This is a genomic window from Methylobacterium sp. WL6 (assembly GCF_008040095.1).
GTDB lineage: Bacteria > Pseudomonadota > Alphaproteobacteria > Rhizobiales > Beijerinckiaceae > Methylobacterium.
Genome location: NZ_VRVH01000145.1, coordinates 1 through 11,125 on the forward strand (window position 1 = coordinate 1; position 11,125 = coordinate 11,125).

The 11,125-nt window shown below is 68.4% G+C and carries 10 protein-coding genes; 9 read left to right on the forward strand and 1 reads right to left on the reverse strand.

From position 1 onward, the window contains the following. The first annotated feature begins 218 nt into the window (after nt 1-218). From FV230_RS17560 to FV230_RS17600, 9 genes are all read left to right on the forward strand, one after another. Nucleotides 219-647, forward strand: a complete 429-nt coding sequence (locus tag FV230_RS17560; RefSeq protein WP_147843317.1) for a hypothetical protein — start codon at nt 219-221, stop codon at nt 645-647. Beyond that, on the forward strand, nt 647-1,150 hold the full coding sequence (locus FV230_RS17565; RefSeq protein ID WP_147843318.1) for a hypothetical protein: 504 nt from the start codon (nt 647-649) through the stop codon (nt 1,148-1,150). Before FV230_RS17560 ends, FV230_RS17565 begins: the two co-directional genes overlap by 1 nt. Then, nucleotides 1,150-1,620 carry an NlpC/P60 family protein gene (locus tag FV230_RS17570; RefSeq protein ID WP_147843319.1) on the forward strand — a complete coding sequence of 157 codons (471 nt, stop codon included), beginning with the start codon at nt 1,150-1,152 and terminating at the stop codon, nt 1,618-1,620. The genes FV230_RS17565 and FV230_RS17570 overlap by 1 nt, the downstream gene beginning before the upstream one ends. Then, the gene (locus FV230_RS17575; protein WP_147843320.1) at nt 1,610-4,555 is read left to right on the forward strand and encodes a host specificity factor TipJ family phage tail protein; all 2,946 of its coding nucleotides are present in this window, start codon (nt 1,610-1,612) and stop codon (nt 4,553-4,555) included. The genes FV230_RS17570 and FV230_RS17575 overlap by 11 nt, the downstream gene beginning before the upstream one ends. A gap of 2 nt (nt 4,556-4,557) precedes the next feature. Further along, entirely contained in the window at nt 4,558-7,632 is a 3,075-nt protein-coding gene (locus FV230_RS17580) for a hypothetical protein (RefSeq protein WP_147843321.1), read from the forward strand. Further along, nucleotides 7,611-8,288 (forward strand): hypothetical protein, encoded by a 678-nt coding sequence (locus FV230_RS17585; RefSeq protein WP_210248643.1) that lies wholly within the window; start codon nt 7,611-7,613, stop codon nt 8,286-8,288. Before FV230_RS17580 ends, FV230_RS17585 begins: the two co-directional genes overlap by 22 nt. Then, nucleotides 8,285-8,635 carry a hypothetical protein gene (locus FV230_RS17590; protein WP_147843323.1) on the forward strand — a complete coding sequence of 117 codons (351 nt, stop codon included), beginning with the start codon at nt 8,285-8,287 and terminating at the stop codon, nt 8,633-8,635. The genes FV230_RS17585 and FV230_RS17590 overlap by 4 nt, the downstream gene beginning before the upstream one ends. Nucleotides 8,636-8,706: 71 nt before the next feature. Beyond that, nucleotides 8,707-8,898, forward strand: coding sequence for a hypothetical protein (locus tag FV230_RS17595; protein ID WP_147843324.1), 192 nt, complete (start codon nt 8,707-8,709; stop codon nt 8,896-8,898). 9 nt (nt 8,899-8,907) lie between these two features. Then, nucleotides 8,908-10,485, forward strand: coding sequence for a hypothetical protein (locus FV230_RS17600; protein ID WP_147843325.1), 1,578 nt, complete (start codon nt 8,908-8,910; stop codon nt 10,483-10,485). A 52-nt stretch (nt 10,486-10,537) separates the two neighbouring features. On the opposite strand, the gene FV230_RS17605 is transcribed toward FV230_RS17600, so the two are convergent. Continuing rightward, on the reverse strand, nt 10,538-11,125 hold a 588-nt coding region (locus FV230_RS17605; protein ID WP_147843326.1), incomplete at its 5' end, for a cell wall hydrolase.

The following is an 11,125-nucleotide window of genomic DNA, read 5'->3' on the forward strand; positions in this document are numbered from 1 at the left end:
CGCAACGATCGCGGCGGCCGTCGAGGAGCAGGGAGCGGCGACCCAGGAGATCGTGCGCAACGTCGCACAGGCCTCGGCCGGTGCGAGCGAGGTCACGGCCCACATCGCGGGCGTGGCGCGCGCGTCGAAATCCAGGTCGACGAGATGACGGCTGCCGCCGTGGCGCGGCCGGGCTCGAAGACGGCCGCGACGCTGGGCCAGCGCAGGGTGGCGGGTCGATGATCCCGATCTGGCCCTCCGACCTCCCCCAGCGCTTCCTGCGCGACGGCTTCGGCCGCACGCTTGCCGACGGCCGCCTCTCGACGAAGATGGAGCGCGGTCCGTCGAAGCGCCGTCGCGGCTCGTCGGCCGCCGTCGCGCCGGTCACGGGTGCGATGGACTTGCCCGTCGACCTCGCGGCCCGGTTCGAGCGGTTCTGGGACGAGGACACCGGCGGCGGCTGCCTGCCGTTCCTCCTGCCCGATCAGATCCTCGACGGCCTGCCGCTGCTGGCGGCGCCGGGCGTGCCCCTGCTCGATGCCTCCGGCCTGCCGATCGTGGCCGCGTCCTGGTGGCTGGCGATGTTCTCCGGCGACCAGGCGCCCTCGATTAAGAACGTCGCCGGTGCCTTCTACCGCGTCAGCTTCCAGATCGAGGTGCTGCCCTGATGGCGCAGACCGTCTCGATCTCCGCGCGCGCTGCGCTCCAGGACGGCCAGACCGACGAGGTCATGGTGATGCTCGTGATCATCACCCACGCCTCGCTCCCGGCCCCGGTCTACCTGTCGAGCGATCCGACCGTGCGCATCTCGGCAGACCCGCTCGCCTACGGCACGCGCCACCAGGGCGAGGTCTACGACTTCGTGCTGATGGGCGCGGTCCTGCCCGACGACCAAGACAAGAGCCCGCCCAAGACGACGCTCGTGTTCGAGAACGTCGCCTCCGGCATGGCCAAGGCGATCCGCTCGATCCTGTCGCCGGCCGACGTCGAGCTGCGGCTCGTGCTGGCCTCGTCACCCGACGTGATCGAGGCCCGCTACACGCGCCTGCGCGCCGTCCGCGGCTCCTACGACGCCTCCCAGGTCTCGCTGGACATCTCGCGCGAGCCCTGGACGTCCGAGCCGATGCCGGCCGGGCGGATGACCGCCGACCGCTTCCCGGGGCTGCACTGATGCTCGCCTTCAAGCCCGCTTCAACGGACGTCCACGGGGCAGCGACCGGCGCCTGGTCGAACGCCTACGTCGGCCTGCCCTGGCGGGAGCGCGGGCTCACGCGCGACGGCATCGCGTGCTGGGGCTTGGCGCGCCTGATCTACGCCGAGATGCTCGGCATCCCTGTGCCGGATTACTGCGCCGAGGTCGCCTCGATCCAGGAGCGGGCCGAGGTCGCGGCCGTGTTCGCTCGCAGCACCGCCGTCGGGCCGTGGGTCGCCGTCGCCGAGGCGCAGCCGTTCGACATCGCCGTGTTCCGGCGCGCCGGCATCGCGGCCCATGTCGGCATCGTCGTGATGGAGGGGCGCATGCTCCACATCACTGCCGGCCGCGAGAGCGCGATCGTCGACTTCACGACCGGGTGCTGGTCGCCGCGCTTCTCCGGCTTCTACCGGCACCGCGCGACGATGGAGGCCACCCATGTCGGGTAGCGTCGCCGTCGTCGCCCGGCCCTCGTGCCTCGACGCCCTGCTAGGCCTGGTGGAGGCGCAGATCGAGCCGGGCGCCAGCCTCGCCGACATGATCGCGCAGATGCTGCCGCAGGCCAGCGGCGCGCTCCGCGACCGGCTCCGTGTCACCGTCGGCGGCCATGTCATCCTGCCGGCCCTCTGGGAGGGTGTTCGCCCCAAGGCCGGCAGCCAGGTGCTGATCCAGGCGGTGCCTGGCGGCGACCTCCTGCGCTCGGTCTTGACGATCGCGATCACGGTCGCGGCGGTCGCCGCCGGCCAGTTCTACGCGCCGGCCCTTCTCAGCGCGATCGGCGTCGGCGCGACGGCGACCACGACGGCGCTCGCCTCGGCAGCGATCTCCGGCACCGCGCTGCTCGCTGGCACGCTCCTGCTCAACGCGCTGGTGCCGCCCAGCTCCAGCGCCAAGGACAAGCCGGTCTATTCGATCTCCGGCCTCCGAAACCAGGCGACCCCCGACGGCGTGATCCCGCTGGTGCTGGGCTTCGTCCGGTACGCCCCGCCCTACGCCGCGATCCCCTACACGCAAGCCGTCGGCGACTATCGCTACGTCGTGGCGAGCTTCCTGTGTGGCTACGGCCCGCTCACGGTCGCGAACCCGCGCATCGGCGAGACGCCGATCGAGCGCTACGGCGACGTCGAGCTGGAGGTCCGCGGCGGCTACGCGAACGACGACCGCCTGGCCCTGTACCCCCAGCAGGTGGTCGAGGAGCCGCTCTCGATCGAGCTGCTGACCGCGCTTGTGCCGACCGGCGGCCCGCAGATCCGCACGACGGCGGCCGACTGCACGGCGTGCGAGATAGACGTGACCTTCCCCGGCGGCGTGTTCGGCACGAACAAGGACGGCGGCAACATCGCCTTCACCGTCGGGATCGCCACCCGCTACCGCAAGGCCGGTACGGATGCCTGGGTCGGCGGACCGGCGATTGTCGTGACGGCCAAGAAGCCGAAGGCGCTCACCCGCACCAGCTACATCACCTTCCCCGAGCGCGGCCGGTATGAGATCGAGCTGACCCGCATCACCACGGACTGGGACGAGGCCGACCAGTCGAAGCGGGACAAGCGCTACAGCGGCCGGTCCGCCTGGTCGGCCTTGCGCTCGATCCGGCCGGAATACCCGATCGACTTCGACAAGCCGCTGGCGCTCGCCGCCTGTCGCATCCGGGCGACCGGCCAGCTCAACGGCATGCTCGACGCGTTGAACTTCGACTTGCGCTCGATCTGCCCGGATTGGGACGAGCCCTCAAAGACGTGGATCACGCGGGAGACCAACAACCCGGCTGCGCTGTTCCGCTACGTGCTCACCGGGCCGGCGATCTCCTATCCGCTCCCCGACGACGAGGTCGCCGCGCTCGGCGACTGGCACGCGTTCTGTGCGGCCAAGGGCCTCACCTACAACCGCGTCCACGACTTCGAGGCCTCCGTCCTCGACGTGCTCGTCGACATCGCTGCCGCCGGCCGTGCCACGCCGCGGGACACCGGGACGGCCTGGGGCGTCGTGGTCGACCGGGCACTGGCCACGGTCTCGGCGCACATCACCCCGCGCAACAGCTGGGGCTTCAAGGGCGAGCGGCCCTACGCGGTGTTCCCGGACGCCTTCCGGATCCAGTTTCAGGACGAGACCAACGGGTTCTCCAAGGCCGAGCGCGTCGTGCCGTGGCCGGGCTTCGCCGGCTCGCCGAAGATCGTCGAGGAACTGAAGATGCCGGGTGTCACCAACCCCGACATGATCTGGCGCGAAGGGCGCCGGCGCCAGTACGAGCTGATCCACCGGCCGGACACGTACACCTTCAACCAGGACATGGAGGCGATCGCCTGCGGCCGCGGCGATCGCGTGCTGGCCAGCCACGATGTCCTGGACGACGCCCAGGTCTCGGCCCGCGTAAAGGCGGTCGACGGCGCGCGCGTGATCCTCGACGAGCTGGTCAGCTTCGAGACGGGCGTGCTCTACGCCGTCCGGTTCCGGCGCGACGACGGGTCGAGCCTCCTGCGCAGCGTGAAGACGGGCAGCGGTGAGACCCAGCTGCTCACGCTCGACGGCCCCGGCGACCTCCCCGAGGTCGGCAACCTCGCCCTGTTCGGCGTGGCGACGCGCGAGAGCTTCGCATGCACGATCAAGGCCGTCGAAGGCTTGGAGAACCTCTGCGCCCGCCTCACCCTGATCGACCACGCCCCCGAGATCGAGGCCTTGGTCGACGCCGAGTTGCCGCCGGCCTGGTCGGGCCGAGCCGGCGATCAGGCGCAGATCTCGGTCGGCGCCCCCCAGATCCCGATCATCGTCGACGTGATCTCGGGGCGTCTGGCCGCGAGCCAGGTCTCGGATGCCCATCCGTATCCGGTGGTCGTCCTCATCCAGGCGCCTTCGACTGAAACGCAGACGGTCGTCACCTTCGCCGTTCGCCACCGGATCGCCGGGGCAACTGCCTGGAGCGCGATCGTGGCCGCGCCGGCCGCCGCAGGCGCGGTGCTCATCGATGGCTATGCCGCCGGCGACCAGGTGCAGATCCAGGCGGCTTCCATCGCCAGCCAGGGCACACAGGGCGTCTGGACCACGACCACCGGGCACGTGGTCGCCGCCACCGATCCGGCGCCCCCGTCTTCGCCGACCGCTCTCACCCTCAGCTCGCCCGGCGCTGGCACGATCGAGGTGACGGTCACGTCGAGCCCAAGTGAAGTCGGCGTCGCGACCGCGATCTACCTCGCGTCGGGGGCCGCCGCGACCTTCTCCAGCGCGCACGCCGCCGGCGATCCGATCGCGAGCGGTCCTAACACGCCTCTCGTCACCAACCTCTCCGGCCTCGCGACAGGCACCTGGCGCGTCTGGGCGATCGCGCTGGACGGGCAAAGCCCGCCTTCCGCATCCGTGCCGGCCGGCCCCTCGAACATTCAGGTTTCGTGATCATGGCCGCTGGCGTCCGCACCTCCAGCCTTCCACTCGGCGTCCTCAAAGAGGTGATCGGGCACTACGATGCCGGCAACGGCCAGCTGGCCATTGGGCGCGCCAGCCTCTCCGCGCTCGTCGATGCTCTGCGCGGTATCATCAGCACCGACCCGACCGGCATCGCCAACCTTCGCGCGGACGTATCGGCCGCTCAATCGACGCTCTTGAGTTTGGCTGACGCGCTCAACAGCGAGGCGACGGCACGGGGTACGGCCGTCTCGACAGAGGTCAATGCCCGGATCATCGCAGTAGGGCAGCTCAACAACGTCCTGACGGCCTTGATCGCGCGGCTGATCAACCAGGAGATCAACGACCGCGCGACGGCGGACAGCAATCTGAGCAGTCTGATCGTCGACACCTCGGTGAGCCTAAGTTCGGCCGTCAACAGCGTTTCCAACGTGGTCGGGGCCCAAGGCGACGAGCTTCGCAGAAACCTCGAAGCCCTAAGGTCTGATTTGGAGGCCGAAGTCTCGGCGCTCGTCACGCTCGCGCAGCTTCCGGACCTGGTCGCCATGCTGACGACGGGGCCGGGGTCGGGCGCTCGACCGGGTGACGGACGCTCGGCTTTTACAATGGCTACCGGGTTTGCTGCACTCGCCGGTCCGGCGGATGGCTTGGCGCCCTTACCGCTCTCGGCAATGGGCAGGAACGACACGGGCGCCGTCGTGCGTATCGTCGGCGCCAGGATCGTTGCGGCGCGCGAGGTGGAAGCGATCGAGCCCGGCCGCATCCGTGAAGTGCGCGCCACCGTTGTCCGTCTCGCCAACGCGTCCGATCCCAACAACGACCTCGTGCGGACTGGCGTCTTCTGGCTCGACCAGGCGGAGAACCCGCTAGCTGGAAACCCTGTCGGCATCATCGCGAACTTGGCCTCGCTGACCACGTCCACGCCACGCCAGCTGGCTGTCGGGTATGTGGCCCGCAAGGCAGGCCCAGGCATCACGTTGGTCGCGCCCTACGGAGCCGTCTATTTCCGCCGCTTCGTCCAGACCTTTGGCGCAGATAGCGTCACGGGGGTTGAGACGCTGGCCTCTGCGGATGTCACGGGGCAGTTGGCGCCGCCTCCCGTGACGCAGGACGTGCTCTCGCGTCTCACGGCACAGGAGGCGATCAACTCCGGCTCGCGCCTCACTCAGGTCGAGCAGCAGCTCGGCGCACCAAACCTGATCACGCCGACCACGCGCTCGGCGGCCGCCGGCCAGTCGATTGCGGCGAGTGTGCAGGTTGTCCGGACCCTTGGCCGCGCCACGGCGAAGGATGGGCTCGGGACGGACTACGGCCGGATCACTGGCCCGCTGCCCGCTGGCGCCGATGGCTTCACGTCGCAGGATGGCGCGATCTGGCTGGCGTTCGCCGACCCGCTGAGCATTGCCTTGCAGCGCGTACAGGATGGCATCCCGACGACGTCTCTGACGAAGAACGGCTCCGGTTATTACGCTCGCCCGCTTCGGGATCACAACGGCGAGCTGGTCGCTACCGTCGGCGACCTACTCCTTCGCCCTGGCGAAGACGGCGCTCCAAAGCTGCAAACCGCAGCGAATGGCTTGGCCGCTGGAGGTGGCGGGCCGTTTCGGTTGATCGGGCGGATGCCGATCGATACGCCCTTGGTGCTCAAGAATAACACCACCCTAGAGTCAGATCTTGGTGCGCAGGCCATTATGGGCCGCGTACTCAACACTGCGGCTCTGCGCGCGAAGCAATGGGGCGAGGGTGGCGCCGTCAAGCGCAACATCTTCTACGCCGATGTGGAGCGCATCTATACCGATCCGACGCTTCTGAACGCTGCTCTCGTCATCAGCCCGACCGCATCGGTGACCCTCGGCCCCGGCTGCAAGACGCGCGGTGTCATCGCGATGCGGAAGGGGCTGCCGAGCATGGCCCCTGACGCCAACCCCACCGGACCAGGCAACACCGGCTCCGAGACCTACGCCGGAACAGCCTTCATCGGCGCTGGCGATGGCGTGCAGTTCGACGAGATGATGGTGCTGGGCTTCGAGCACGCACTTCGGATGGACGGGTTTCAATCGCTCCGATCCCACCGGGTGTTGGTGGACTGCCTAAACGGGCTAGACATCAACGACTGCAACGACATCGGCGACGTTCGGGGTTGGCACGGCTTCCCGTGGCTGACGATCATGTCCGGGACGCCATACCTGACCCGACCCGGCTGGTTTGTGAGAAGTCGCAACTCGGTTGACTTCATGATGTTCAGCGAGATGTTCGCTTACGGCTTTAAGACGCCGTACATCTCGGACAATGCGCAGTCCACGCAGTGGCTCAACTGCTGCGCCGATAGCGTCGCGCAGCAGGCCATCGCCGACATCCAGGTTCAGACCGTTTTCACCGTCAAAGGCGACAGCGACCACGTCCGGATCATCGGCGGGCACACAGCGTCTGCCCAGACCCTGCTGGACGTCGAGCTCGACGAGTACGGCGACTTGCACAAGCACGTCTCCATCGTCGGCCATATCGCCGGGACGCTCACCGGACCGGCCTATCTGGTCCGGCGAGGCGACCTTGAGGTCACCGGCGGCAAGATCGTGGGTGGTCCTGTCGTCCTCAAAACCCTGTCGCCGACGAGCCGCGTCACGATCGGTGGCGGCTTCGGCTTTCGACAGATCACGGACGTGCCGTTCGACCTCGCCGACACGACACAGCTTCAGTTGGGGGCGGTCAATTTCGGCGACTGGCCCAACTCGAAATCACCCTTCCGCAAGACGCCGCTCGCCGGTGACCGGGCAATCACCTTCGGGCGCCCTCGCATTCCGATCACGACGTTGTCGGCCCCATGGGGGCACAGCACCTTCACCGTGACGGGGCCTGCGGATGGATCGGGCGGTAACGGCAACATGCTCGGTGGCTACCCCGAGCGCCGGGTTCGGCTCTACGCCGCGGTCCCGTTCACGCTCTACGGCGGCGATACGGCGGGCATGGGGTTCCGCCTGATCGGTGGCGCAGGCTCGCTCGCCGTTCCCGCCGGCACATGGGTCGAGTTCGAATACGACGATGCTGCATGGCAGCAGGTTCGACTTTAGGGGCCGCCATGCTGATCCACTTCTTCGAACCCGACACGGGCGACTTTCTTCGGTCCGTGGAGATGCCAACCGTGCGCGATCGGATTGGCACCGTGCTGACCCCGGCGGGCGGAACGCTTGCCGCGCCGCCTCTGACCACCGTCGGCTTCCGCCCGCGCTGGGCCGATGGAGAATGGGTCATCCTCCCGGACCATCGCGGCGAGGTCTGGTACGCGCCGGAGGGCCGACCGGTCTCCATCCATAAGCTCGGCGATCCGGCTGACGACGGGTTGGTGTCGAACCCGCCACCGGAGATGCTGGCGCGGGCTAAGGATGCTGCGTGCACGGCAATCGATGTTGCAGCCGAGGCAGCGCGGCTGCGCGTGATGACGCCGGGCGCCGGCCAGGCGATGGAATACGCCCGTGCGCTCGACCAGGCGAAGGGCGTGCTCGCCGCGGATGAGCCTTCACCTGCGGACTTCCCTCTGGTCGCGGCTGCCGACGCCTCGGCGTCCGATCTGATCGAAGGGGCCAGGGCCATCGTTGTGGGCGCCGAGCGGACGGACGCTGCTCTCGCGGTGATCCGAACCAGGAGGCTTGCAGGCAAGACCGCGGTCCGCGCCGCTACAACCCTTCCAGAGATCCATGCCGCTGGCGCTGCGGTGGTGTTCGCATGATCGCGCAGTACACCTTCGACCCCGTGACGCGTGGGGCCACGGGCGACATCGCGATCGCCCTGAGCCAGGTCGACATGTTCACCGGCGTCGGCAGCCGGATCGACCTTACTGGGGCCACCATCAGCTGGACGCTGAAGGCCTCGGGCTTCTCGCAGACGAAGAGCACCGCCGCCAACGGTGGCCTCGTGCTCGACGCCGCGAGTTCGCTGGTGACCTACCCGCTGCCCCCAGCCGCTACGCAGGCCCTGCCGCTGGGCAACCTCGCCTTCGGGGTCATCGCCACCTTCGCCGACGGATCGGTCCTACCGCTCCTTCGCGGCATCCTCCCGGTTCAGGATCTCCCATGAGCAGCGGCGTTCCCGTCAGCGGGCTTGCGACCTCACCGCTGCCCTACCTCGGCGAGCTGCGATCCGGGCACGTGGTCGAGGTCGTCATCCCGGTCAACGGAGCGACCGTATCCGCTGCGATCGCGGCCGTCGCCGCGGCGATCGCGGCCATCGAGCTCGACAGCATCCCCGGTTTGCGCGCCGCGCTCGATGCCAAGGCGAGCGCGGCCGACCTCCAACGGGTGAGCCAGCTCACCGTCGTCAACGCCCTGATTTTCGGTTGAGGCCACCCCATGAAACAGCCCCTTCTGTCCGGCTACGGCTTCTCGCCGATCAATCGCACTCTCGACTTCTCCACGCTGGCCAACTTCGACCTGCGGCGGCTTTTCGCGGTCATCAACCTGCGCTCGAACGCGCTGATCTATGCCGCCGCCGTACCCAATCTCGGATACGCCAGCGTCGCCGGATCGGTGCTCACCCTAGCGTACGACACCTCGGCGATGAACGCGTCGGACCCACTGCTGGTGATCTACGAGGACGGCGGAGCGCCGCTCCCGGCCAATGCCTCGACGGCCGCGGGGCAAGCCGACGCCTCGGCGAAGCTCGCGTCGATCCTGTCCGTCCTCCAGGCCCAGGTCGATCTGGAGACTTCGATCTGGACCGACGGGACCGCCTTCTACGTCCGCCGCGAGAGCGTGAACGAAGGCACCCAAGCAATCGCGGTGACGTTTACGAACCCGGATGGAAGCACGGCCAGCGTCACAGCTTCGAGCCTGCGCCCGGTGGCGTCGGACAATGCCATCACGTTGCTCACCGCCTACTTCGACGTGAAGACGGCCGGCACTGGATACAGTCTCGGTGACGTGGTCGCGCGGGTCGTCGGTGTGAACAAGGCGACGACCCCGCCGACCGCATCCTCTGCGATCTGGCTGAACATGACCACTGGAGCGGTGATCGCCGCGCCAGCTGCCGCCAATATCGCAGAGGTCGATCAGAATACCGTCGTGACGGCGCCCACGCTGGCGGCCGCGCTGGGCTCTGCGACGGACACCGCAGCTACCACGGACGCCGGCACATTTAGCCTGATCGCCCTGTTCAAGCGGGGGCTCGCGTATTGGACGACGTACCTCGCTCGCGTCCCCGTCCTAGGCCAGGCGCTGAAGGCAGCGTCAGTCCCGGTGACCATGGCATCAGACCAGGGTGCGCTCAGTGTCTCGCAGGTGGACGGCACAATCCCGAGCGGGTCGCCAGTGACGCTCGCCGCCACGGCGAACGCAGCCTTCACCTTCGACACGACGGGCGCGGGGAGCGTCGACATCCACATCACCGCGTTCGGCGGCGTGATGCTCCTGGAGCAGCAGGCAAGCGACGGATCGAACAACTGGCAGCCATTGCCGGCGACCTTCATCTCGAACGTCGGCAGCTCCCAGGGACGTACCTTCAACACCATCATCTCGGCTGGCATTTGGCGGGCGAGCGTCGGCGGTAAGACGCTGCGGCTGCGCAACAACGGCGCGACGGCCAACACCTTTGCGATCGTGCTCAAGGCCTCGCCCTGGAGCGCGCCTTCGACCTACATCGAGGGCGGATCGCTGGTCGCGAACTCCAGCACGGTCACGGCAGATACCTCCGGCACGATCGCGGCGGGCGCCAGCGTGGCGGCCGTGACAGGGAGCACTAGCCGCCAGCTCGCGATCATCAGCAACACCGGCACCAACCCGATGCAGGTCCGCTTCGGCGGTGCGGCGACCGCTGCGGTCGGCCACACCATCGCAGCCGGCGCCAACCTGGTCCTTGATGCCAAGTGCCCGACGGCGGCGATCAACCTGTTCTCAGCCAGCGGCACCACGTATTCCATCACCACGGGGTGATGACATTTGATCCTGCGCGCTGTGCCATTCGATTTTGCGCGCTACACGAATCCTACGTCTGCCCGGGCTTGAGCTCGTAGAAGATGTGCCGGCCGATGACGTCCATCTTGCGCAGGCGCCGCGACCAGCCCGGCTTGACGTAGTCGGCATGGTAGTGCGTCGCGTCGCCGACCTCGGCGAGGTAGGTGCGCCCCTCGATCACCGACTGCGCGATGCGGGTGGCGGTGGCCCACGAGCCCGAATCGGTGATGCGCAGGGCCTTGCCCTCGCACGCGAAGGAGAACTGGCAGCCCATGTAGCGGTGTCGGTTCTGGTAAACGACGCCGCAGACGTTCGACGGGTAGAGCCCGCTCTTCACGCGGTTCAGCACCACCTGGGCGACGGCGGCCTGGCCGGCCTCGGGCTCGCTGCGCGATTCGAAGTACACGGCCTCGGCAAGGCAGCGCTGCTCCTTGTCCATGGCGTCCGGCCCGATCAGGTCGGCGTAGCGATGGCGGGCGTCCTCGGGGACCGATTGCGCCACCGGCGGCTCCGTCCGGTCGGTGCGGATGGTCAGGCCCGGCAGCATCAGGCTGGCCGAGGCGACCTCGACCGGCGTCGCGTCGGCCAGCCTGATGCTGCCGGGCCTGACCATCCGCAC